Origin of the sequence: Vibrio sinaloensis, from assembly GCF_000808535.1 — a bacterium.
GTDB classification, from domain to species: Bacteria; Pseudomonadota; Gammaproteobacteria; order Enterobacterales; family Vibrionaceae; genus Vibrio; species Vibrio sinaloensis_D.
The window spans coordinates 49,125-69,937 of record NZ_JWLV01000045.1 but is presented as its reverse complement, the minus strand read 5'-3'; the positions used below and the strand labels follow the sequence as shown (position 1 = coordinate 69,937).

Genomic DNA, 20,813 nt, shown 5'->3' with positions numbered 1-20,813 from the left:
ATTATTTGTACGTTATTTTGTACCAATTGGGGTTCAATATGAGTCGTATTCATTTCGATCAAGACATTCAGCCGCTGTCTGAGTTTCGCGCAGGTGTAGCTTCTTACATCAAACAAATCAATGAGACTCGCCGTCCATTGGTAATTACTCAACGTGGCAAAGGTGTTGCTGTTATCCTTGACGTTGCTGAGTATGAAGCAATGCAAGAGAAAATCGAATTACTGGAAGAAATGCGGACAGCGGAAGCTCAATTAGCTTCAGGTCTTGGCGTTTCCAATGATGATGCGCGTGCTCAAGTTTTGGGGCGCATTAAAAAATGAAAGTAGTTTGGTCTCCATTAGCGCTTCAAAAGTTAGGCGATGCAGCGGAGTTCATTTCTTTGGATAACCCATCTGCGGCAGAAAAGTGGGTAAACGAAGTTTTTGATAAAACTGAACTACTTGGCAGTATGCCTGAGATGGGGCGCTTTGTTCCTGAAATGCCTCATACGAATTATCGTGAAATTATTTTTGGTCACTATCGTATTATCTACAGCTTAAGTCATGAAATCCGCGTACTAACGGTTCGTAATTGTCGTCAAATGTTGTCGGAAGACGATGTGTAAAACTGCGTTCTAACAAAGCATTTAAGAGTGATTCCCAACGCTTGGCATTTTTCATGCCATCGTTGGGTTTTGTGTTTACGGTGGCATGGTTTAGGTTAGGTGGTAGCGTTGCTCACACCTTAATGCGGCGTTATAACACAGAATCAACTTCTTGCTCAAAAGGATTAGTTGAACTATTATTTGTACGTTATTCTGTACTAATGGGAGTTCAATATGAGTCGTATTCATTTCGATCAAGATATTCAGCCTTTATCTGAGTTTCGTGCCGGTGTAGCTTCATACATCAAACAAATCAATGAGACTCGTCGTCCATTGGTTATTACGCAACGTGGCAAAGGTGTTGCTGTTGTTCTCGATGTTGCTGAGTATGAAGCAATGCAAGAGAAAATCGAATTACTGGAAGAAATGCGCACAGCAGAAGCTCAGTTAGCTTCTGGTCTCGGTGTTTCCAATGATGATGCGCGTGCTCAAGTACTTGGGCGCATTAAGAAATGAAAGTAGTCTGGTCTCCATTAGCACTTCAGAAACTAGGTGATGCAGCGGAGTTTATTTCTTTGGATAATCCACCTGCGGCAGAGAGGTGGGTAAACGAAGTTTTTGACAAAACTGAACTCCTTGGAAGTATGCCTGAAATGGGGCGGTTTGTTCCTGAAATGCCCCACACGAACTATCGCGAAATCATCTTTGGTCACTAACGTATTATCTACAGTTTAAGTCACGAAATTCGCGTACTAACAGTTCGTAATTGTCGTCAAATTTTATCGGAAGATGACGTGTAAAACTGTGTTATAACAAACTGTTTAAGAGTGATTCGCAACGCGTGGCATTTTTACTATGCGTTGGTTTTAGTGTTTAAGGTGGTATGCGGCGGCTTTTGTATAGCGTTGCTCACACCTTAACAGGGCGTTAGGCGACGGGCAGGAAAGTTCTTTGTTCTCATCTTCTTAGTTCTCTTTGAACATTCGTTTTTCTAAGTCGGCAACTTGGTATTGTCGGCTCAAATTCTTGAATCTCTCCAGCCGTTAAACATGCCAAATTTCGTGGGTTGCCTCATTGGTTTTCACAGTCGGCTGGTTGTGAGTTTAACTGGCTCAAAGTGTGGTAAGGGCAAGTTAATCGAGGTTTTCATTCTCGCTTTAAGTTTGCAGCTTTGGGTTTCTCAGGTTCAAAACCTACGTTGTTGCTGAAGGTCTGCATTTCGTAGTCGTTGGAATTTTGGCTGAAACATAGTGAGTTTTGTGGTTCTTGAATCACAAAAAATCAGTGGGTGTTTGGTTGCTTATTCTTTTTCGGGTAATCTGCTTTCAAAACAACTTAAACACTGGTGTGAAACTTCGCCTAACAAGGCGTTCAAGACGGATTCACAACGCTTAGCGATTTCAGTTCTAGTCGGGCTAAGTGTTTAAGGTACAATGGTTTAGGTTTAGTGGTTGGCGTTGCTCACCACTTAACGCGGCGTTATGAGCCCTTGCATAAATCTATCGATGGAGGTTGGCAATATGATTAGAAAATATAGAGAAAAAGATATCGAGTCTGTTCTTCATGTTTGGCTAAAAACATCAATCAAAGCTCACAACTTTATTCCTCCTGAGTTCTGGGAATCCGAACTTGAAAGCATGAGAAATATTTATATTCCAGCTTCAGAGCTATTTGTTTACGAACAAGACTCAAATGTAGTGGGTTTTTATGCGTTAAAGGACAATGAACTAGCTGCTATATTTCTGTTGCCTGAATGTCAAGGTCATGGCGTTGGCAAGCAACTCCTGAGTCATGCAAAAGAGCAAAGAGAGGAGTTGAGACTTACAGTATACAAGGAAAATAGGGCAAGTTATGACTTTTATCTATCTCAAGGTTTTAAGGTAGTTAATGAAGAAGTTGGCCAAAAAACGGGTCACTTGCAGTACGTAATGATTTCGGGCTCATAACAAAGCGTTTAAGACGGATTCACAACGCGTGGCGATTTCAGCTCAAGTTAGGTTAAGTGTTTAAGGTACAATGGCTTAGGCTTGGTGGTTAGCGTTGTTCACCACTTAACGCGGCGTTAGGTTTCTCCGCGGGAAACATCGAATTCGAGGATTTTGGGTCATGGATTATGAAACGAAGCTACAACTTGCGCACAAAGAATTAAGTGACAAAGGTGTTTGGAAGTCGAACTACAATCCTCCACTTGTAAGGTTGTTACGTAAATTTGGACTTTGTTTTCCGCCGCCTTATTATCAGAGCTTTTTTGCAAACCTTATGCTTTGTGTGGCTTTCTTTGCTCCTGTTTGGGGAATCTTCCAATGGTTTCTTGTGTGGGACGATCTAGGCAAACCAGTTTTAGAAGCAGTTTATATCTCGTTACTTACCGGCGCATTGTTTGGTTTAGTTATGGCAACCTTCTACTACATTAGGCGCAAGCAATTAAATCTAACAGATTGGGGTTCATTGGGAGAATAAGCCCAAAACCTAACAAACTGTTCAAGAGGGATTCGCAACGCGTGGCATTTTTACTATGCGTTGGTTTAAGTGTTTAGGGTGGTATGCGGCGGCTTCAGTATTGCGTTGCTCACCCCTTAACAGAGCGTTATATGCACGGGAGAGTTCAGTGGAAGAAAGAGTCCGGAAAAGGGAAGTAAAAGTCTGCCCTGTAGTGCTCAGAAAGTCAGGAAACTATCGTGAGTTAATGCTGTTTGAACATCCATTAGCTGATGTTCAACTTGTTAAAGGAACACTAGAGTCGTCGGACATTTCTATCGAAAGTGCAGCTTTGAGAGAGCTGGAAGAAGAATCTGGGTTATCTAGTGTATCGAGCACTCACTATCTCGGCTGCTGGGAAAGCGGTTTTCAAAATCAACTGTGGCATTTTGTGTTTTGCGAAATAGACCAAGAACTACCGAATAGCTGGAGTTTCTTTACTCAAGATGACGGTGGGCATGAGTTTAGTTTCTTCTGGCATAAAGTAGGAAGTAAGCCCGATTTTAAGTGCCATAAAGTATTCTTTGACGCCATAAAGCAAGTCGAAACTCTGTGCATATAACAAACAATTTAAGAGGGATTCCCAACGCTTGGCATTTTTGCTTCTACTTCAAGTTTAGTGTTTATGGCACAATGCTTTAGGTTAGGGTGGAGGCGTTGTTCACCCCTTAATTGGGCGTTATGTCTAATTTGTATTAATATAAGGAGTTTATAATGCATAATTTGAAAAAAATCCCAATGGGGTGTATCGGTAACATGGGTGTTATATCGTGCTTAAAAGGTAAGGATGAGTTTAATAAAGCGTGTATTGCCGCTCCTAAATTATTAGGGTTTGAAAATTCAGAACAAAATGAATGGCCGTTCTTTAATCAATCGTGGGGAGCTTATCTCTTATATTGTCTAATAGTAGTACCAAAGGAACTCTATGAGTTAGACCCAGAAGGTGACTTTTATAAAGAACTGAAAAGCAAAAATGTTATGAGGCATTTCGAGATCCATGCTGAGTCTAATAGTTTTAGTGACAAACCTGATTATCATTTTCGTTCGATGAGAAATTCTGTATCACATGTGAATTATTCCTTGGATAATTCAGATCTATTCGAAATGTGGGATCATAAACCTGGTCAACCTAATAATAGACATTGGCATGTATCAATTAAACATGATGATATGCAGAAGTTCTTTGTCGAGTTGGCTGAATGCTTAGTGCCTTACTTTAAATAACGACATAACAAACTGTTCAAGAGGGATTCGCAACGCGTGGCATTTTCACTGTGCGTTGGTTTTAGTGATTAAGGTGGTGTGCGGCAGCTTTTGTATTGAGTTGCTCACCCCTTAACAGGGCGTTATGGCGCAGGGCAAAAATCAGCTAAGGGATCTGTATGAGCGAGAAAGTTAAAGTAGCCTTGAATTGGCTGAAAGATCTTTTGGAATCGGAGAGTATCGAGTACCAAATTGTCGGAGGTTTAGCTGCAACGATTCATGGTGGCAGTCGTGAAATTGCAGATATCGATCTCTATATCCACAATGCAGATGCAAACAGAATACTAGCTCGCGTCGCCCCGTATATTTCTAAACCACTTACTCACTACTCGGAATATGGCTGGGATTTAGAATATTTTCAGCTAGTCTATCAAAATCAAAAAATTGAAATAGGCTTAGCTCAAAGTACCAAAATTCAATCATCATTGGACGGCTCGTGGTATCAACTGGAAATTGACTTTTCAAAGTCAGTTGTCAAAAGCTATCAAGGCATTGAATTACAGGTTATCCCAGTTCATCGGCTTATAGAGTACAAGCAGATATTGGGCAGGGAAGTAGACCTAATCGACATTCAGCAGTTAGCTTCAAGTTCAGCGCCATAACAATAAATTTAAGAGTGACTCACAACGCTTAGCGCTCTCACTTCAAGCAAGTTTAGTGTTTATGGCACAATGGTTTAGGTATGGTGTTAGCGTTGTTCACACCTTAATTTGGCGTTAGGCGACGGGCAGGAAAGTTCTTTGTTCTCATCTTCTTAGTTCCCTTTGGCAATTTGTTTTTCTAAGTCGGCAATTCAACATTGTCGGCTCAAATTCTTTAATCTCTTCTGCCGTAAAACATGCCAAAGTTCGCGGGTTGCCTCATTGGTTTTCACAGTCGGTTGGTTGTGAATTTCACTGGCTCAAAGTGCGGAAAGGGCAAGTTAATCGAGGTTTTCGTTCTCGCGTTAAGTTTGTAGCTTTCCGTTTCGCCTCCTCAAAAGCAACTTTATTGCTGAAAGTCTGTATTTTGTGGTTGTCGAAACTTCGGCTGAAACATAGTGGCTTTTATGGTTCTTGAATCACAAAAAGTCAGTGGGTGTTTGGTTGCTTATTTTGTTTCGGGTAACCTACTTTCAAACCAACTTAAACACTGGTGGGAAACTTCGCCTAACAAGGCGTTTAAGACGGATTCACAACGCTTGGCGAATTCAGTTCAAGTTAGCTTAAGTGTCTAAGGTACAATGGTTTAGGTTTGGTGGTTGGCGTTGTTCACCACTTAACGCGGCGTTAGCCGTCATGGAGCTTGCCATACTCAAAGTGATAGAATAGTATCACTTAAGTATTCCTTTGGAGCAGCTTTCATGAAAGTAGAACTAGTTACATCACTCAAACGTCAAGCAACTAAGATCCTCGCGGATCTCCACGACACCAAAGAGCCAGTGTTAATTACTGAGCATGGTAAGCCATCCGCTTATCTCGTTGATGTTGATGACTACGAGTTTATGCAAAATCGTTTAGCTATTCTTGAGGGTATTGCTCGAGGAGAGCGTGCACTAGCTGACGGTAAAGTGGTAAGCCATGATGAAGCTAAGGACAAAATGTCAAAATGGCTGAAATAATCTGGACTGAACCAGCGTTATCTGACCTCAACGATATCGCTGAATATATCGCACTTGAAAATATCGTAGCTGCAAAGCAGTTAGTGCAAACGATCTTCTCCAAAGTCGAACGCCTACAAACTTTCCCAGAGTCAGGTCGTATTCCACCCGAGCTAGAACATCTAAGTTATCGTGAAGTTGTCGTTAATCCATGTCGTGTTTTCTATAAACAAGACGGTGACAAAGTGTTTATTCTGTTTGTTATGCGTGCAGAGAGAGATTTGCGTAAGTTCTTGTTGAGTAAGCAATAACCTTTGGGAATGAGCGGCTAACAAATTGCTTAACAAAGACTCCTAACGCTTGGCGACTTCAGTCGCAATATCAGCTCCGTGTTTATGGCACAATATTCAAGTTGAGTGGCATCGCGTTGTCGCTTGTTAGCAAGGCGTTAGGCGACGGGCAGGAAAGTTCTTTGCTCTCATCTTCTCAGTTCTCTTTGAGCATTCGTTTTTTTAAGTCGGCAACTTGGAATTGTCGGCTCAAATTCTTGAATCTCTCCAGCCGTAAAACATGCCAAATTTCGTGGGTTGCCTCATTGGTTTTCAGTGTTGGATGGCGGTGGGTTTAACTGGCTCAAAGTGTGGCAAGGGCAAGTGAATTGAGGCTTTCGATTGCGCTGTTAGTTTGTCTCTTTGGCATTTTTGGGTTCAAAACCTGCGTTGTTGCTGAAGGCCTGTATTTCGTGGCCGTTGGAATTTTGGCTGAAACATAGTGAGTTTTGTGGTTCTTGAATCACAAAAAATCAGTGGGTGTTTGGTTGCTTATTTGGTTTCGGGTAATCTGCTTTCAAACAACCTTAAACATCGGTGGGAAACTTCGCCTAACAAGGCGTTCAAGACGGATTCACAACGCTTGGCGATTTCAGTTCAAGTTAGCTTAAGTGTTTAAGGTGCAATGGTTTAGGTTTGGTGGTTGGCGTTGTTCACCACTTAACGCGGCGTTAGGCGACGGGCAGGAAAGTTCTTTGTTCTCATCTTCTTAGTTCTCTTTGAGCATTCGTTTTTCTAAGTAGGCAATTCAATATTGTCGGCTCCAATTCTTGAATCTCTCTGGCCGTAAAATATGCAAAGGTTCGCGGGTTGTCTCATTGGTTTTCACAATCGGTTAGTTGTAAATCTCACTGGCTCAAAGTGTGATAAGGGCAGGTTAATCGAGGCTTTCGTCCTCGCTTTAAGTTTGCAGTTTTGGTTTTTTCGGGCTCAAAACCTACTTTGTTGCTAAAGGCCTGCATTCCGTGGTCTTTGGAATCTTGGCTGAAACATAGTGATATTTATGGTTCTTGAATCACAAAAAGTCAGTGGGTGTTTGGTTGCTTATTCGGTTTCGGGTAATCTGTTTTCAAACAGCCTTAAACCCTGGTGGGAAACTTCGCCTAACAAGGCGTTTAAGGCGGATTCACAACGCTTGGCGATCTCAGTTTAAATTGCATTTAGTGTTTAAGGTGCAATGGGTTAGGTTCGGTGGTTAGCGTTGTTCACCACTTAACGCGGCGTTATGCATCTTCATGAGATCAGGAGAAAGAGTTGATAGAAATCGAATTCAATATCTATTTGGCGAGCAAAAAGGAGTGGGTTCACTTACTAAAAAACATTCGCCTTGCCGCCATTCCAAGAGTTGGCGAATCTGTTAAATTCCGTAATCGTGTTGTAGGCGATTACTTCTCTTGGACAGTAAATCAGGTTACTTATCGTGAGAATGGTGTAATCGAAGTCACAACAGATTTACTCGACAATATAAATTGTCGAATGTATTCATTTGAAGAGCACGATGAATTTTTAGAATATTATCACTCTTACTTGAATGAGGGTTGGATTTCACCTAATGGCGTTAAAGTTAATAGCCAATACCTGAATCGTAAAAAAGAAGCATAACAAGGCGTTTAAGGCGGATTCACAACGCTTGGCGCTCTCGGTTTAAATCGGCTTTAGTGTTTAAGGTACAATGGTTTAGGTTTGACGGTGTGCGTTGTTCACCACTTAACGCGGCGTTAGCTCTAGGAGATGAAATTTGGACAGATACGAAGATATAATAGAGTTACTCGACACAGTTGATGGAAACATTTCCACCTTGCGTGCGAAATACGAGGAAGCATTATTTCAGGCTAATGTTAAGAGAAATTTACCAAACTTAAAAACACAGCTTCCACATGTGTATCAACTCATTGAGTCTATTCAGCCCTTCAAAAGTGGTGATGATTGGCTTAAGCAATTGTGCGATCAGACTAACTTTAATAAACATAATCGCTTAACTGGACAAGTTCGAAAAAACTCAGAAGGCTCCACAACGAATGTAGGCAATTTAGTCTCAATGCGTGGAGGCAGAGTAGTATTCGATAACTGTTCTTACAATGGTATGCCTCTTGGACAGGGCAAACCTGCTGTGATTTCTTCAGATATGAGCGTTGAAGAAATTGAGAAAAGCATTGCTATTCCAGTTAAAGTTAACCGAGAGTTTGACTGGGTTGAGTTCCACTTTGATGATTCTGCTCATGACACACTTGAGCTAATCGAAATATCGCATAGAAACATTTCTTTATATATCGAAGAATTACGTAAGTTAACGAGCTAACAAACTGTTTAAGAGTGATTCGCAACGCGTGGCATTTTTACTATGCGTTGCGTTGCGTTGCGTTGCGTTTAGTGTTTAAGGTGGTATGCGGGAGCTTCGGTATTGCGTTGCTCACACCTTAACAGGGCGTTATACAACATGAGGATATATTGTAGTAAATGAGTGAATTTTATGACGTTCTTGATCAAGATATTGAAGAGCAATCCCAGGATGACAAACGCCTAGCGTATATATCGAAATATAGAAGGGAATTTGTTCTTTGCCCTAGCTTTATTCGTAAAAAAGACGAATTGCCGGACTTAGTGTGGAATACAATCAAGTTTAATGATCCGTCCCCTAATCTACCAGATCATCAGGGTGTCTATGCATTCTCGATTAACGTTGAACATGGAAGTTTACCGAGTAATTCTTATATTCTTTACGTTGGTAAAGCGGGAGATACAACAAGCAATAATACAATTAAAAAGCGCTATAGAGATTATGTTAGAGAAGCGAGAGTTCAATCTAGACCTAAAATTCATAGAATGTTAAATCTTTGGGCTGGACATTTGACATATCACTATGCTGAGGTACCAAATGGTGTATCTACGGGTGACATTGAAGAACAGTTGACTACAATTTTCATACCACCATATAACACAAATGATTTTTTGGTAGAAGTAAGAGACTTGTTAAAAGGAGCAAGCATCCTATGAGTAAGAAGTTAGTAATCCCTTGCCTTCGGGGTAAAATGGGTACTTGGGACACTTACACTTGTCTAATGCAGCTAAAAGACATTAGTGAGCTAATAAACTTTGCAACAGATTTGCACACAAGTGAAAAGTTATCTGAGATGATTCAAAGGAACCTCGAAGATGAGCGAGCAGTCGAAATTGGAGATTATTTAATAAGTAATCCAGACCACTTTTTTAATTCTCTCGTTGTCGCAATATATGATGGTGATCCTCAATGGCATGACTTCACACGAATTGAGCCAAATAGCAAAGAAGCTGAGTTATTGGAAATGCCAGACTATGCTCGCGAATGCCTTGGTTTTCTTTCATTGACCAAAGAAGAAAAAATGTTTGCACTAGACGGTCAACACCGTTTGTCAGGCATAAAAAAAGCTGTAGAGAACAACGAAGATATTGGCTTTGAGCAGCTCAGTGTCATTATTGTTACACATAGAAATACGAAGTCAGGTATTAAGAAGTCTCGTAGATTATTCACAACCCTAAATAAAAAGGCCAAATTGGTTAAAAAAGATGCAATCATAGCATTGGATGAGGATGATATAGCGGCTTGCATCACTCGACGAATAGTAGAAGAAAGTAAATGCCTAAATGAAAACAATGTGGCGTTTAGTGTTGGACCATTAAGAGATAAAACTAATGTAACAACGTTAGGTAATATTTTTGATTGTGTACAAAAGCTCTTATCCTTCAAATTAGACTGTAAGATTAGTGAGATTGAAAAAGTAAAAATCACAGACGAACAAGAGAATGAATTGTTCGAATTTATTAAATTATTTTATGAAATTACTTTTTCTAATGTTAAAAGTTTATCCGACTATAAGGAAGGTCAAGACATAGAAAAATACAGAAACAATCATGATGGCGGTCATCTACTGTTTAGACCAATTGGTTGGGATATCTACACTGATACGGTAATTGAACTTTTATCCTCGGAGAAATCTTTGGAATGCGCAGTTTTGATTGTTAGTAAAAATGATTTATATATGTCAGGTAAGATTCTGAAGAATAACCTTTGGTCGGCTCAAAGAAAACGAATCCTAAAGGTGAGTGCAACCAAGCTAAAAAAAATAAAATCTAGACTAACAAAATCTGTTGTATAACAAAGCATTTAAGAGTGATTCCCAACGCATGGAATTTTTCATTCTATCGTTGGGTTTTGTGTTTAAGGTGGCTTGGCTAAGTTTCGTGGTAGCGTTGCTCACATCTTAATGCGGCGTTATAAGTTAAAGTGAGATAGTCATGAAAGTTCAACCATATCAGATTTATCAGTCTATGATGCTTGAAGTCAAAGTGAGGATTAGAGCTGTGGATGAATGCCTTTCTAAACAATCAGAAAAAAGCTCTTTACCTCCGCTGGATGCTGAGTTCTGCTTTCTTCAATTAAGAAAAATTGTCGAACAAATTTGCTTTAGCTCTGTTTTATGCGACAAAAATAGATATAAAGAATTTAGACGAATTGAAGGTGAAGAAAGTGACATCAATGGCGATTTTACAAAGGACTGGAATGCGAGAGTTATCCTACAGAAACTTAACTCTATTAGTCCTCACTTTATGCCAATTCCTTTAGGTCAGAGTCAATTTAGCGATGGCTTACATCAAATTCAGCGTAAAGACATTACAGTTACCCATGGTGAGTTGATTAAGATTTACAAAAAATGTGGTGACTTTATGCATATACCGAAACCATTTTCTGAAGATTATGACTCACATATTTCAAGGTATAAGCAAAAGTACGCAAGCTCAAAAAATACAATTGAATCGTATATTAGCTATTTAAAAGACCTTTTGTGGAATCACGCAGCAATAGGTTTGGAGTTTAATCCTGGCGAAAGTCCGCTTACTCAAGGTAATCCAAAGAATGCATGGCTAGTAGATTTTGGTGACTATAGTAGCGATGATATTTCAATTACTATAGCTATTGCGGATTAACTTATAACAAGCAATTTAAGAGGGATTCACAACGCTTGGCATTTTTGCTTCTACTTCAAATTTAGTGTTTATGGCACAATGCTTTAGGTTTGGGGGAGGCGTTGTTCACCCCTTAATTGGGCGTTATGGCGCACGAACAAGTCATATTCAATCAGTTGCTATAATTGATTTGTATCCAAGGATAGGACATGAATCATGAAAAAGTCAGAAGCAATGCAACGAGCGAGAAGTAGATATGGCGTTGACTTTCGAAGTCGGAATACGCATTTTTCGAAGATCAACAAGGCATTACCAGTTTGGTGGCTAGAGGTTTCATTAGACAAAATTGATGACAGCCGGCTCAAGCAAATCTATTTCTTACTCGAAGATGGCGCCAGCATACATTTGCTCGAGATTCCTACGAATTATTTACGTGAGAATAAATCTGGTTTCTACATACGACACGATAAGAATCACATTCGCTTTAAAATTGATGTGTCATCATATCAAGAGCTAATGGGCTCTAGAAGAGAGTCAATGAAGCGCTTTAGAGTCTCGCCATAACAATAAATTTAAGAGTGATTCACAACGCTTGGCGCCGTTACTTCAAGTTAGTTTAGTGTTTATGACACAATGCTTTAGGTAAGGTGTTAGCGTTGTTCACACCTTAATTTGGCGTTATACCGCAAAGGAGAAATCAATGATAAAGCAAATAAGTGGCACAGATCAGGCGCTCTTATCTCTATCAAAAACAAGCTTCTCCGAGCTACGAAAAATCTATCGTCCAACTTCCGAAGCTCAAAGAAACCAAGCTAGTTCAACAAATGAGTGGACTTGTTTGGGGTATTATTTAGATCACCAGCTAGTGGGTCTTATAAAGGTTAGGTTGTCCGGAAATACGCTTAATTTAAGTACACTTGCTGTCATGCCTGAATGTCGTAAAAAAGGTGTAGCTCGAAGCTTAATTTTAGAAGCAGAGCGTATGTTCTCAAATGCAGGCTTGCTCTCAGTTTGGTGCGTTGAGCAAACTGGTAATGTAGAGATCTTTGAGGCACTAGGTTTCAAGGTTACAGAGCGTATTGAGTCAGATATTTTTGAATTGGCTGATAGCTCAAACGTTAAAGCAATAGAAGTTCGTCTGGAGCGGCAGACAGCGGTATGACAAAGCGTTTAAGGCGGATTCACAACGCTTGGCGATTTCAGTTCAAGTCAGCTTAAGTGTTTAAGGTACAGTGGTTTAAGTTTGGTGGTTGCGTTGTTCACCACTTAACGCGGTGTTATAGCGCATAGACAAGAGAGGATAGATGTTAGATCTTACAAAGTTCAAGGAAGATTGTATTTCCAACAAAAACTACTTTAATCATGTAGTTGGCATTGTTTCGTTTTCGATATCACTGGCATGTCTTTCATTTGACAACCCTCAGAAAATGGCACTATTTTCATTGCCTATTATTATGTCGTTACTACTAGGGGCTCCCGAGTTTCAATCTACTAAGGAGTATCGAGAACTAGTTAGGTTTGCAGATAATGAAAAAGATAAAGAATTACTTATGAGGACCTTTAGTGAAAAGGTTGGTTCACCTTTCAAACTTAAAGACGTTTTTCAAATGGGAGTTTATCTCTACGGAGTGATGTTTTATTTTGTAGTTCTCACCTTGGAGGATGTATCGGTTTATTTAAAATCTGTAAATTGGTCGTTTTAATTGCGCTATAACAAAGCGTTTAAGGCAGATTCGCAACGCTGGGCATTTTAGGTTTTATTCAGTTTTAGTGTTTACAGCACAATGGTTTAGGTTGGGTGGTAGGCGTTGCTCACTACTTAACGTGGCGTTATGTTTACTTGTATTTCAAAGGCTTAAATGTCTTAGGCTCTAGTTCTTTGTCCCTCTGGCAATTTGTTCCGATTAGACTCAGCAAATCCGTATTGTTGGCCTAAATTCTTGAATCTCTCAGCCCGTAAAACATGCCAATGTTCGCGGGTTGCTTCATTGTCAGGTCGAGCAGGTTAGGTTTTAGTTTCTCTGGCTTAAAGTCGCTTTGAGGTTCTTTCCCCAGCAGCATCCTAGCTTGGCAGTTGCCTCGGCAAGTTAGCATTGTCTTGCGCTTTGGTTGGAAAGAGAGGGCGCTTGTTGGTGCTAAGTCGGGTTGCCTCATTGAGCAGGGAAGTGTTCATACCTGTTTTAGGTTGGGCGCCTTTGGTGGCCAAGCTTGTATCTGCCTTGCGGTTTGGTTCAGATAACTGTTCAGAAATAGCAGTTCTTTCTCAAGTAAGTCAGTAACTTGTGGTAAAACATAACAAACAATTTAAGCAGATTCACAACGCTTGTCGATCTGCATTCTAGGTTAAGTTTAGTGTTTTATGGCACAACGTTTTAGTTAGGTGGTCGCGTTGTTCACTACTTAATTGGGCGTTATGTTGTTTTCAGTCATGCGAAGGAGTTGTGGATGAAAATTGTCGAATATTCAAGAGCTTTACAATGGGTAGGTGACCTCAGATGCAATCAGTGTGATGGGCTCACACCGGCATGGCGGTCGAGTGGAATGAGTCAATGTTTTCCTCACTTCTACTGTGATACATGCTCCAATGTTATTCATAGAGCATCGGATCAACGTCTAGTTTGGTCTGATAAGTCTCAAGCTATTCTCGAACAAATAATGAATACATTGCCTAAATGCAGTTGTGGTGGTCAATTTGTGCCAAATCGTGGTCCCAACTGTAAGCATTGTCATGCTGAAATTCCAATTGTACGAGACTCAGTGGAATACTTACACAATCCCAATATGATAGTCGTAGACGGAGCATGCACTTATAGTGATGAACGAGAACCATATATGGTAAGAATCGTGGAATAGTTGAAACCACAACATAACAATAAATTTAAGAGTGATTCACAACGCTTGGCGATTTCACTTCAAGTCGGTTTAGTGTTTATGGCACAATGCTTTAGGCAAGGTGGTTAGCGTTGTTCACACCTTAATTTGGCGTTATGTTTCCGAGTACCCCACGTTTAGTAGACACTTTACTAAGTTAGATCTAGGGTCTAATTGAGAGGTGATTTATGGCTAAACATCGTAATCCAGCGTACACCGAAGAGTTCCGAAAAGAAGCAGTCCGCTTGGCCAGTCTTCCTGGCCGAACAGCCGTCTCCGTTGCCAAGGAGCTGGGCATCAGTGCCCAGCAGATCCGGAACTGGAAGCGCCAGTTCACACGCCTATCTGATAAACAGTTTAACACCTTAGATGGTGTCGATTATTCGAAGAAAGAGTCCGAAGAGCTTCGAGCGCTAAGGCGCGAAAACAAGCGACTCAAAGATGAAATGGAATTCCTAAAAAAGGTCTCGGCGTACTTCGCGAAGCAGCAAGAGTGAAGTACGAGTTTATTGAAAGCTATGTCGGCGAGTACTCCATCAGCTTAATGTGCCGTACGTTAGAGGTGAGTCGAGGCGGTTACTATAAGTGGTGTCATCATACGCCGAGTGAGCGTTCAAAGCGGCGGGAGCGCGTTGAACAGCTCGTCATGTGTACCTTTGCCCAATATCGGGCACGTTACGGTTCAGTGCGAATAGCCGAAGAGTTAAACGAAGCAGGCCATGCCTGCTGCGTGAATTATGTGGCTGATATCATGAAGGAAAAAGGTATCAGGGCACGGAATGGTAAAGGGTTTAAATACAGCAAGGATGTGGCTGCGATGACGAATGTTGCTGACAACTTACTGCGAAGAGACTTTGAGTCTGAGACGCCAAATCAGAAGTGGGTCACGGACATCACGTATATCTGGGTGAAGAGCCGTTGGCTCTTCTTAGCGACAGTGATGGACTTGCACTCGAGACGCATCGTGGGTTGGTCGCTAGGGACATCGATGACAGTTGAGCTCATAACCAATGCGCTAAAAATGGCATTTGAGTCACGTAAGCCGCCTAAGGGCGTCATCATCCATTCGGACCGTGGTGTACAATACAGAGCATATAAATATCAAGACTTCATGCGTAAGCATGGAGGTGTACCGAGAATGAGTCGGCAGGGTAACTGTTGGGATAATGCTGTGATGGAGTCGTTCTACAGTCGACTGAAAGTCGAACTGATATACGCAGAAGACTACCAAACCCTCGAAGAAGCCCGAATGGGTATCTTCGAATACATCGAGGTATTTTACAATCGCAGAAGAAGGCACTCAGCGTTGGGGCATGTCAGCCCGGTTGAGTACGAAAGTATGTAGTTATGTACTGTCTACTTTTTGTGGGGTACACCAGCGACGGGCAGGAAAGTTCTTTGTACTCATCTTCTTAGTTCTCTTTGAGCATTCGTTTTTCTATGTCGGAAACTCAACATTGTCGGCTCAAATTTTTGAGTCTCTCCAGCCGTAAAACATGCCAATATTCGTTGGTTGCCTCATTGGTTTTCACAGTCGATTGGTTGTGAATTTCACTGGCTCAAAGTGTGGAAAGGGCAAGTCAATTGAAGCTTTCGAATTTGCTGTTAGTTTGCAGCTTTGGGTTTATCGGGTTCAAAACCGTCTTTGTTGCTAGAGGTCTGCATTTCGTGCTCGTTAGAATCTTGGCTCAAACATAGCGGCTTTTATGGTTCTTGTATCACAAAAAGCCAGTGGGTGTTTGGTTGCTTATTTGGTTTCGGGTAATCTGCTTTCAAAACAACAACTTAAACACTGGCAGGAAACTTCAAATACATCGAGGTGTTTTACAATCGCAAAATTGTAGGACGAATTTGTGAACGTTAAAGATTCCTTTCGGCATGTAATACTGGATGAATTTATCGTTTAAGTGTTTATCGTGAAGTGAGGCTGAAAGGAGAGGGTAATGACAGCGAGTAAGATAAAAAATATTGTGTTTGATATCGGTAACGTTGTGGTGCGGTGGTCTCCGCTAGAAATAGTTAGGCTCACTTTTGGAAATATCGATTCGTTGGAAGAGAAAGCGAGGCTGATATTTCAATCGCCGACGTGGTTAGACTTGAATAAAGGCCTATTAACTGAGAGTGAGGCAAAGGCGCAGTATCAAGCATTATTGGGTTTTACTGAGTTAGAGTGTGAGAGATTATTCTATTATGTCAAGCGCACGCAAATACTGATTCATGGCTCGGTTGAGCTGATTCAATGTTGTAAATCCGCAGGTTACCGTGTGTTTGCTTTGACTGATAATGTCCACGAAATTGTTGCTCACCTCAAAGAAACGCACGATTTTTGGCCACTGTTTGATGGCGCTATCGTTTCAGCGGATTTTGGCTTATTAAAGCCTCAGCCTGAGATTTATCGGTCGCTGCTCTCTCACTATGATTTAGAAGCTTCTGAAACGGTGTTTATTGACGATATGGCACATAACGTTGAAGGAGCAGAGTCCGTTGGCATTCAGGGAATTCAGTTCGAAAATGCGCATCAATGTGAGCTGGCACTAATTTCAAAAGGTATTGAATTGTCACTGTAATTAGCATGTCATTTATACAGAGATTTGGGATTTGGCGCGTAATCTTTCACTAACAATCATCTATACAGACGGTAAGCCATGGAAGAGGCAAATAGAACCAAGAGCGTACTCATCGCTGGGGCAACGGGCTATATTGGTCGTCACGTCGGCGAGGGTTTTCTTTATAGCGGCTATAATGTGTTCACTTATAATCGACGCGGCCAGATAGCTTGCTATATAAGTGGTATGGAAGTAAATGCGTCTGAGCTTGTCAGTTATTTTGATGTCGTAGTCAATTGCGCACGTCCACATTGGTTAGAGTTTTCGCCAGAAGATATTGCACAGATAGAGTTCAAACTATTACAGACGTTGGACACGTTTGCTGCGAATAACGCGACAAAAATTCATACCTCAGGTGTCTGGTTATTTGGCCACGCAACAAGCGATGACCTACTGCACTTTCGGTTACAGCCACTTAAGGTAGTGGAACCGGACGTCCGAACGATAAACACTGCCATCGAACAAAAATGGCACATCGTTTACTGCCCGAGCGTGGTTTATGGTGGTGAAAACTGTCAACTGCAGCGTATTGTGCAATCATTGGCTAACCAATCCATCCAGGTTGCACTTCCCTCAGAGGGCCACAATCAATATGTCCACGTTGACGATATTGCACGATTCTATTTGTTGCTCGCTCAAGAACAGCCCACTGAAAGGCAACATTTTATTGCCGAACCACAGGGTTATAGTCCAGAAGAGTTCGCTCAGCTCCTATTAAAAGCTCAGGTCATCAAAAGCGTGGAAGAGGTCAACTGGGCGCAGTTTGAATCTAACAATGGGATCGCGGCAGTAGAAATTGAAAAACTAAATCTTGTTGTGCCCATCAGTCCTTTGTTTAAGACCAAAGAGTTGGTGTGTCGATATATTAAAAAGCAAGGTTCGATTCGAGCTTTTGACGAGAGTACATCAAGGTGACACACCGAAATGATGGATTAGCTAGCGTCTTGTTTAGTTAAAGCGCAAACGCAGGCAGTTTAAATAATTGGAGGGGATACTTATGGAAAAGCTAGGTGAAAATATTTGGATATGTGACGGCACGACCGTATCCTTCTTGGGTTTTCCTTTCAAAACAAGGATGACCGTTATTCGTTTGGCAACTGGCGAGCTCTGGATTCATAGTCCGATCAAAATGTCACCAGCGTTAAGCGAGCAAATAGCACAACTTGGGGAAGTAAAGTATCTGATTGCGCCCAACCATTTACATCATCTCTTTATCTCTGACTGGCTGAGTGCTTACCCTCAAGCGTTGTTATTTGGAACCGATGAGGCCATAAAAAAGCGCTCCGATCTTACCTTCGAAGGATCGCTGAACTCTTCGACAGAAGCGCTTTGGGCAGGGGAAATTGAACAAGAGTTGTTTTCTGGGTCGCCTGTTATGGAAGAGTGTGTGTTTTTCCATGTTACTTCGAGAACCTTGATTGTCACGGACTTGGTTGAAAATTTCTCAGGAGAGGATTTTAACTATTGGCAGAGACTGGTTGCGCGAGGTGTCGGCATATTGGCTCCAAACGGAAAAACGCCCTTAGACTGGCGTTTGAGTTTTATGTTTGGGAAAGAAGACGCTCGTATCCACCTTGAACGCCTGCTTGCGTGGAAGCCCCAAACTCTAGTCATGTCACATGGTGAAATAGTAAAACAAAACGTTGGGCAGTTTTTAAATCGATCATTTGACTGGCTTATCTAAATCATCACAACAGGTTAAAACGTAAGCGCCTGTAAGCCTATCCCACCTCCGTGGCTGTTCGATTATATAATCCCGGCATCAGTTAAATCGGGTGTCCAACGATGCGTGAAACTCACTTTTTGAATATTGACCTAGATATCGAGTCTTCTCGAGATATTCGACCTCTCGTGGAACATTGGGGAGATCAAGTGATGGTGTTTCGTGTGGAGAAGGTTGCCGATATGTGGTTTGGCAGTTTCGAAACCTGTGAAACCTCTGAGGACGCGATAGTCAATCAATACTACCAGCTCGTTAATCGCTTACCTCAGCACTTAAGAAAGCTATGGGATAGTGCGAGCAAACGTGTGTTTGATGTTGGTTTTGAAGCTGTAGGTAGCACGAAGGCTTTTCAATCAATTCTTACGCAAGAGTCTGTAACAAAGCTTGCTGAAATTGGCGGTTCGATAACCATATCAATTTACTCAAATGACGATGTGTAAACGATCTATTCAACGAGGAGCGCTATGTTAAAGCGATTGCTATTCTTAGTTTTATTATGTTCATCAATGTTATATGCGGCTGAGTTTGAAGGCTGCTACCTCGTCAAAGATGATATTGCCAGTGCAGTCACTGGTGAAACTGAAGAAAGAACCTCATACATGCACGTTACTCGAGTGGTAGAAGATTACTTCGTTGAAGGGACACTTTTTGGTGCCAACTTCCATGTGTGCTCGGTAGGCTCAACATCGGAAGACGCGGCTGGCCCGCTCAAAATGACACGTGAGGGGGACGTACTTGTCTACCGAGAAAGTGATGAAGAATACGATTTCTTTTGTGAGCTGAGCGTCTCGCGTAAAGGGAATATGCTCGTCTTCAAAGACGAGGGAGGGCAGTGCTCTGGTGGCGTATTTTTTTGTGGTGCTCGAATCGGCTTGAACGGCATTGAGATCCCGAAGGTTGACGGTGAGTGCCCAACCGAAAACCAATGAGTATTTGATTGAATACTGCAATTGAACGCTTTGTGGCCTGCTTCAGCGCGTAATTTTTAAATAAAGACATTGCGACTCCTAAGCAAGTGTGCAATTAGGGCGGCAATGAACGTTAGTTATTAGGTAAATGATGAACTTTTTCAAAACTATTTTCGTTGCGCTTTCTGCAGCACTTCTTTTTGGTTGTGCGTTACCGGCACAGGTAAAAAACATGAAAGTAGATGGTGCGGTGAATCACCAATATGATGAGAATTTAACGAACTCTGTCACGATAGATAAGGTTTCAGGGGGGAAATGGACCAATCCGTTGCTGCAATCAGAAATTGGTAACGATGATTTTGCTATCGCATTAAAGTCTTCGCTACAGTCTCAGCAGCTATTGGCTGAGAATGCGAACTCAATCTATGCGCTGTCTGCTGACATCGTTGAGGTCGATCAGCCACTCGCTGGGTTAGACATGACAGTTACGTCATCCATTCAATACCGCTTAATTGAAAAGAGCACGGGGAAAGTCCTATTTAATGAGCTCATTACCGCTGCATTTACAGCATCAACTGACGATGCCTTTGACGGTATGCAGCGTTTAAAAATTGCCAATGAAGGTTCAGCGAAGGCCAATATTACTCAGTTTTTGTCGCAGCTTTCTCGGCTTGATGTCGCCAATGCGTCTATCGAACTTCCCCAATAAAAATCTGACAGTTTGTGATTATTACTTAGGTGAGACGTTGGTGTTCTCATCTAAGTGACTGATTAACTGCATTTTACATACCAGTTATTTGCACTGACTCGCATTAGCTCTCCGTTTCAGGAAAGATAGTAAAGATAGCCGCCCTTCAACTGCCTTCACGTTTATTCTTCCATTATGATTGGTGAACTGTTAGTCACCGAATAACTTCTATTGTCATGGCATCACTGAAAAGACTGATTATTGAGTTCCTAAAATATTATCTCGCTGCGGTAGTGGTGATCGGCATTAAAGGGGAGCTGTTCAATATTGCTCTTAGGGTTTGGTCTAACAACCAGATGACGTTTTATCAAGATGGCTTATGGCAGATAACATTGTTCTTGGCCTTGGTTTTTTCGCTGCATACGATGGTGATGAAATATTGCCCAGAGTAGTCAGTTTTCCCACACCGTTAAATAACAGTTCGAACAACAATATTTACTTGTGTTTGAGAATAAGTGATTCTACACGGAAGTATTACAACACTGTTGGAGAAGAACTGGTGCAGTTCGAACTAGGATCCGTATTTCGCTTTTTGTCTTGGATCTTTTTTACCCTTATCATCGATGGAACAATTAAAACCACAGGTCGTATAGTCTGTGCTGTGTTTACAAAAAATAAAGGACTAAGTGAAAACTTGCTGATCGCGATAGGGTGTCTTTTTTGGGTGTTAGTATTGGTTTTAATCGCGCAAGCGAACCAGTTTATCGCCGTCGATGTGTGCCTAGATGCGGGTGGCTCCTACGATTATGATGCACAGGTTTGTATCAAGTAGACTTGAAAAATT

General features: G+C 41.5%; 27 protein-coding genes and 1 pseudogene. All 28 read left to right on the top strand.

Features of this window, described 5'->3' with window-relative positions; translation table 11 throughout:
- Nucleotides 1-38: 38 nt before the first annotated feature.
- The 28 genes and pseudogenes from RJ47_RS16845 to RJ47_RS21275 all read left to right on the top strand — a co-directional run bounded on the left by RJ47_RS16845 (nt 39) and on the right by RJ47_RS21275 (nt 20,801).
- Complete coding sequence (locus RJ47_RS16845) at nt 39-320, top strand: type II toxin-antitoxin system Phd/YefM family antitoxin (protein ID WP_039485479.1); 282 nt, start codon at nt 39-41, stop codon at nt 318-320.
- A complete protein-coding gene (locus RJ47_RS16840) occupies nt 317-604 on the top strand; it encodes a type II toxin-antitoxin system RelE/ParE family toxin (RefSeq protein WP_039485476.1) in 288 nt (95 codons plus the stop codon). The genes RJ47_RS16845 and RJ47_RS16840 overlap by 4 nt, the downstream gene beginning before the upstream one ends.
- 213 nt (nt 605-817) lie before the next feature.
- Nucleotides 818-1,099 (top strand): type II toxin-antitoxin system Phd/YefM family antitoxin, encoded by a 282-nt coding sequence (locus RJ47_RS16835; RefSeq protein ID WP_000086647.1) that lies wholly within the window; start codon nt 818-820, stop codon nt 1,097-1,099.
- Nucleotides 1,096-1,383: pseudogene (locus RJ47_RS16830) on the top strand (type II toxin-antitoxin system RelE/ParE family toxin). The gene RJ47_RS16835 and the pseudogene RJ47_RS16830 overlap by 4 nt, the downstream one beginning before the upstream one ends.
- Nucleotides 1,384-2,103: 720 nt before the next feature.
- Nucleotides 2,104-2,529, top strand: coding sequence for a GNAT family N-acetyltransferase (locus RJ47_RS16825; protein WP_039485473.1), 426 nt, complete (start codon nt 2,104-2,106; stop codon nt 2,527-2,529).
- 160 nt (nt 2,530-2,689) lie between these two features.
- Entirely contained in the window at nt 2,690-3,043 is a 354-nt protein-coding gene (locus RJ47_RS16820) for a DUF6404 family protein (protein WP_039485470.1), read from the top strand.
- 148 nt (nt 3,044-3,191) lie between these two features.
- On the top strand, nt 3,192-3,623 hold the full coding sequence (locus RJ47_RS16815; protein WP_039485468.1) for an NUDIX hydrolase: 432 nt from the start codon (nt 3,192-3,194) through the stop codon (nt 3,621-3,623).
- 152 nt (nt 3,624-3,775) lie between these two features.
- Nucleotides 3,776-4,285: a HEPN family nuclease gene (locus RJ47_RS16810; protein ID WP_039485466.1), complete on the top strand. Its 510-nt coding sequence runs from the start codon at nt 3,776-3,778 to the stop codon at nt 4,283-4,285.
- Between the two features lie 158 nt (nt 4,286-4,443).
- Nucleotides 4,444-4,926, top strand: coding sequence for a MazG-related protein (locus tag RJ47_RS16805; RefSeq protein WP_039485464.1), 483 nt, complete (start codon nt 4,444-4,446; stop codon nt 4,924-4,926).
- Between the two features lie 740 nt (nt 4,927-5,666).
- Nucleotides 5,667-5,924 carry a type II toxin-antitoxin system Phd/YefM family antitoxin gene (locus RJ47_RS16800; protein ID WP_005448240.1) on the top strand — a complete coding sequence of 86 codons (258 nt, stop codon included), beginning with the start codon at nt 5,667-5,669 and terminating at the stop codon, nt 5,922-5,924.
- Nucleotides 5,912-6,214: a type II toxin-antitoxin system RelE/ParE family toxin gene (locus RJ47_RS16795; protein ID WP_025548916.1), complete on the top strand. Its 303-nt coding sequence runs from the start codon at nt 5,912-5,914 to the stop codon at nt 6,212-6,214. Before RJ47_RS16800 ends, RJ47_RS16795 begins: the two co-directional genes overlap by 13 nt.
- 1,272 nt (nt 6,215-7,486) lie before the next feature.
- Nucleotides 7,487-7,834 carry a hypothetical protein gene (locus RJ47_RS16790; protein ID WP_039485459.1) on the top strand — a complete coding sequence of 116 codons (348 nt, stop codon included), beginning with the start codon at nt 7,487-7,489 and terminating at the stop codon, nt 7,832-7,834.
- A 136-nt stretch (nt 7,835-7,970) separates the two neighbouring features.
- Nucleotides 7,971-8,531 (top strand): hypothetical protein, encoded by a 561-nt coding sequence (locus tag RJ47_RS16785; protein WP_039485457.1) that lies wholly within the window; start codon nt 7,971-7,973, stop codon nt 8,529-8,531.
- A 158-nt stretch (nt 8,532-8,689) separates the two neighbouring features.
- Nucleotides 8,690-9,226 (top strand): hypothetical protein, encoded by a 537-nt coding sequence (locus RJ47_RS16780; protein ID WP_052237972.1) that lies wholly within the window; start codon nt 8,690-8,692, stop codon nt 9,224-9,226.
- Nucleotides 9,223-10,365 carry a DGQHR domain-containing protein gene (locus tag RJ47_RS16775; protein WP_039485454.1) on the top strand — a complete coding sequence of 381 codons (1,143 nt, stop codon included), beginning with the start codon at nt 9,223-9,225 and terminating at the stop codon, nt 10,363-10,365. The genes RJ47_RS16780 and RJ47_RS16775 overlap by 4 nt, the downstream gene beginning before the upstream one ends.
- Before the next feature lie 139 nt (nt 10,366-10,504).
- Nucleotides 10,505-11,194: a hypothetical protein gene (locus RJ47_RS16770; protein ID WP_039485453.1), complete on the top strand. Its 690-nt coding sequence runs from the start codon at nt 10,505-10,507 to the stop codon at nt 11,192-11,194.
- Nucleotides 11,195-11,389: 195 nt separating this feature from the next.
- Nucleotides 11,390-11,737, top strand: coding sequence for a hypothetical protein (locus RJ47_RS16765; RefSeq protein WP_039485451.1), 348 nt, complete (start codon nt 11,390-11,392; stop codon nt 11,735-11,737).
- Between the two features lie 136 nt (nt 11,738-11,873).
- The gene (locus RJ47_RS16760) at nt 11,874-12,335 is read left to right on the top strand and encodes a GNAT family N-acetyltransferase (RefSeq protein WP_039485448.1); all 462 of its coding nucleotides are present in this window, start codon (nt 11,874-11,876) and stop codon (nt 12,333-12,335) included.
- 142 nt (nt 12,336-12,477) lie between these two features.
- The gene (locus tag RJ47_RS16755; RefSeq protein ID WP_039485446.1) at nt 12,478-12,876 is read left to right on the top strand and encodes a hypothetical protein; all 399 of its coding nucleotides are present in this window, start codon (nt 12,478-12,480) and stop codon (nt 12,874-12,876) included.
- Nucleotides 12,877-14,232: 1,356 nt separating this feature from the next.
- A complete protein-coding gene (locus RJ47_RS16750) occupies nt 14,233-14,541 on the top strand; it encodes a transposase (protein WP_004413754.1) in 309 nt (102 codons plus the stop codon).
- Nucleotides 14,538-15,389 (top strand): IS3 family transposase, encoded by an 852-nt coding sequence (locus RJ47_RS16745; protein WP_039485437.1) that lies wholly within the window; start codon nt 14,538-14,540, stop codon nt 15,387-15,389. The genes RJ47_RS16750 and RJ47_RS16745 overlap by 4 nt, the downstream gene beginning before the upstream one ends.
- Nucleotides 15,390-15,987: 598 nt before the next feature.
- Nucleotides 15,988-16,611, top strand: coding sequence for an HAD family hydrolase (locus RJ47_RS16740; RefSeq protein ID WP_039485434.1), 624 nt, complete (start codon nt 15,988-15,990; stop codon nt 16,609-16,611).
- 78 nt (nt 16,612-16,689) lie between these two features.
- Nucleotides 16,690-17,565 (top strand): NAD-dependent epimerase/dehydratase family protein, encoded by an 876-nt coding sequence (locus RJ47_RS16735; protein WP_039485431.1) that lies wholly within the window; start codon nt 16,690-16,692, stop codon nt 17,563-17,565.
- 82 nt (nt 17,566-17,647) lie between these two features.
- Entirely contained in the window at nt 17,648-18,334 is a 687-nt protein-coding gene (locus tag RJ47_RS16730; RefSeq protein WP_039485428.1) for a DUF4336 domain-containing protein, read from the top strand.
- Between the two features lie 101 nt (nt 18,335-18,435).
- The gene (locus RJ47_RS16725) at nt 18,436-18,813 is read left to right on the top strand and encodes a hypothetical protein (protein WP_039485426.1); all 378 of its coding nucleotides are present in this window, start codon (nt 18,436-18,438) and stop codon (nt 18,811-18,813) included.
- A 24-nt stretch (nt 18,814-18,837) separates the two neighbouring features.
- Nucleotides 18,838-19,302, top strand: coding sequence for a hypothetical protein (locus RJ47_RS16720; protein ID WP_039485424.1), 465 nt, complete (start codon nt 18,838-18,840; stop codon nt 19,300-19,302).
- 211 nt (nt 19,303-19,513) lie between these two features.
- Nucleotides 19,514-19,990, top strand: a complete 477-nt coding sequence (locus RJ47_RS16715; RefSeq protein WP_231565967.1) for a hypothetical protein — start codon at nt 19,514-19,516, stop codon at nt 19,988-19,990.
- A gap of 358 nt (nt 19,991-20,348) precedes the next feature.
- Nucleotides 20,349-20,801 (top strand): hypothetical protein, encoded by a 453-nt coding sequence (locus tag RJ47_RS21275; RefSeq protein ID WP_156143333.1) that lies wholly within the window; start codon nt 20,349-20,351, stop codon nt 20,799-20,801.
- Nucleotides 20,802-20,813: the final 12 nt, after the last annotated feature.

What these genes read in the sequence shown, in the direction of transcription:
- RJ47_RS16845 (WP_039485479.1), top strand. Translation starts at nt 39, where the DNA reads ATGAGTCGTATTCATTTCGATCAAGACATTCAGCCGCTGTCTGAGTTT.
- RJ47_RS16840 (WP_039485476.1), top strand. Translation starts at nt 317, where the DNA reads ATGAAAGTAGTTTGGTCTCCATTAGCGCTTCAAAAGTTAGGCGATGCA.
- RJ47_RS16835 (WP_000086647.1), top strand. Translation starts at nt 818, where the DNA reads ATGAGTCGTATTCATTTCGATCAAGATATTCAGCCTTTATCTGAGTTT.
- RJ47_RS16825 (WP_039485473.1), top strand. Translation starts at nt 2,104, where the DNA reads ATGATTAGAAAATATAGAGAAAAAGATATCGAGTCTGTTCTTCATGTT.
- RJ47_RS16820 (WP_039485470.1), top strand. Translation starts at nt 2,690, where the DNA reads ATGGATTATGAAACGAAGCTACAACTTGCGCACAAAGAATTAAGTGAC.
- RJ47_RS16810 (WP_039485466.1), top strand. Translation starts at nt 3,776, where the DNA reads ATGCATAATTTGAAAAAAATCCCAATGGGGTGTATCGGTAACATGGGT.
- RJ47_RS16805 (WP_039485464.1), top strand. Translation starts at nt 4,444, where the DNA reads ATGAGCGAGAAAGTTAAAGTAGCCTTGAATTGGCTGAAAGATCTTTTG.
- RJ47_RS16800 (WP_005448240.1), top strand. Translation starts at nt 5,667, where the DNA reads ATGAAAGTAGAACTAGTTACATCACTCAAACGTCAAGCAACTAAGATC.
- RJ47_RS16795 (WP_025548916.1), top strand. Translation starts at nt 5,912, where the DNA reads ATGGCTGAAATAATCTGGACTGAACCAGCGTTATCTGACCTCAACGAT.
- RJ47_RS16780 (WP_052237972.1), top strand. Translation starts at nt 8,690, where the DNA reads ATGAGTGAATTTTATGACGTTCTTGATCAAGATATTGAAGAGCAATCC.
- RJ47_RS16775 (WP_039485454.1), top strand. Translation starts at nt 9,223, where the DNA reads ATGAGTAAGAAGTTAGTAATCCCTTGCCTTCGGGGTAAAATGGGTACT.
- RJ47_RS16770 (WP_039485453.1), top strand. Translation starts at nt 10,505, where the DNA reads ATGAAAGTTCAACCATATCAGATTTATCAGTCTATGATGCTTGAAGTC.
- RJ47_RS16765 (WP_039485451.1), top strand. Translation starts at nt 11,390, where the DNA reads ATGAAAAAGTCAGAAGCAATGCAACGAGCGAGAAGTAGATATGGCGTT.
- RJ47_RS16760 (WP_039485448.1), top strand. Translation starts at nt 11,874, where the DNA reads ATGATAAAGCAAATAAGTGGCACAGATCAGGCGCTCTTATCTCTATCA.
- RJ47_RS16755 (WP_039485446.1), top strand. Translation starts at nt 12,478, where the DNA reads ATGTTAGATCTTACAAAGTTCAAGGAAGATTGTATTTCCAACAAAAAC.
- RJ47_RS16750 (WP_004413754.1), top strand. Translation starts at nt 14,233, where the DNA reads ATGGCTAAACATCGTAATCCAGCGTACACCGAAGAGTTCCGAAAAGAA.
- RJ47_RS16740 (WP_039485434.1), top strand. Translation starts at nt 15,988, where the DNA reads ATGACAGCGAGTAAGATAAAAAATATTGTGTTTGATATCGGTAACGTT.
- RJ47_RS16735 (WP_039485431.1), top strand. Translation starts at nt 16,690, where the DNA reads ATGGAAGAGGCAAATAGAACCAAGAGCGTACTCATCGCTGGGGCAACG.
- RJ47_RS16730 (WP_039485428.1), top strand. Translation starts at nt 17,648, where the DNA reads ATGGAAAAGCTAGGTGAAAATATTTGGATATGTGACGGCACGACCGTA.
- RJ47_RS16725 (WP_039485426.1), top strand. Translation starts at nt 18,436, where the DNA reads ATGCGTGAAACTCACTTTTTGAATATTGACCTAGATATCGAGTCTTCT.
- RJ47_RS16720 (WP_039485424.1), top strand. Translation starts at nt 18,838, where the DNA reads ATGTTAAAGCGATTGCTATTCTTAGTTTTATTATGTTCATCAATGTTA.
- RJ47_RS16715 (WP_231565967.1), top strand. Translation starts at nt 19,514, where the DNA reads ATGAAAGTAGATGGTGCGGTGAATCACCAATATGATGAGAATTTAACG.
- RJ47_RS21275 (WP_156143333.1), top strand. Translation starts at nt 20,349, where the DNA reads ATGGCAGATAACATTGTTCTTGGCCTTGGTTTTTTCGCTGCATACGAT.